1 pseudogene is annotated in these 223 nt (G+C 64.1%); it reads left to right on the top strand.

The window, feature by feature from the left end:
* Positions 1-65 precede the first annotated feature (65 nt).
* Positions 66-223: pseudogene (locus E4K09_RS18975) on the top strand (3-methyl-2-oxobutanoate dehydrogenase (2-methylpropanoyl-transferring) subunit alpha); the annotation flags it as partial.

Below are 223 nucleotides of genomic sequence, written 5' to 3'. Positions count from 1 at the left end.
GCCGGCGCTCTTCTCGATTGCGCATGGGGCATGGTAGCATGAGCCTTCAGGAATTGCGGAAGGTCATGTCTGAACCCAAGCCCCTCAGCCTTCATGTACCCGAACCGGCCGGTCGCCCGGGCGGGAGTCCCGACTTCTCGAATGTGAAGATTCCCCGGGCAGGGGCGGTTCCCCGCCCGGACGTGGACGTGGATCCGGAAGCGATCCGCGAGCTTGCCTTTTC

Origin of the sequence: Microvirga pakistanensis, assembly GCF_004458765.1 — a bacterium.
Taxonomy (GTDB): domain Bacteria; phylum Pseudomonadota; class Alphaproteobacteria; order Rhizobiales; family Beijerinckiaceae; genus Microvirga; species Microvirga pakistanensis.
The sequence above is the reverse complement of the archived record's forward strand: the minus strand, read 5'-3'. Positions and strand labels throughout refer to the sequence as shown.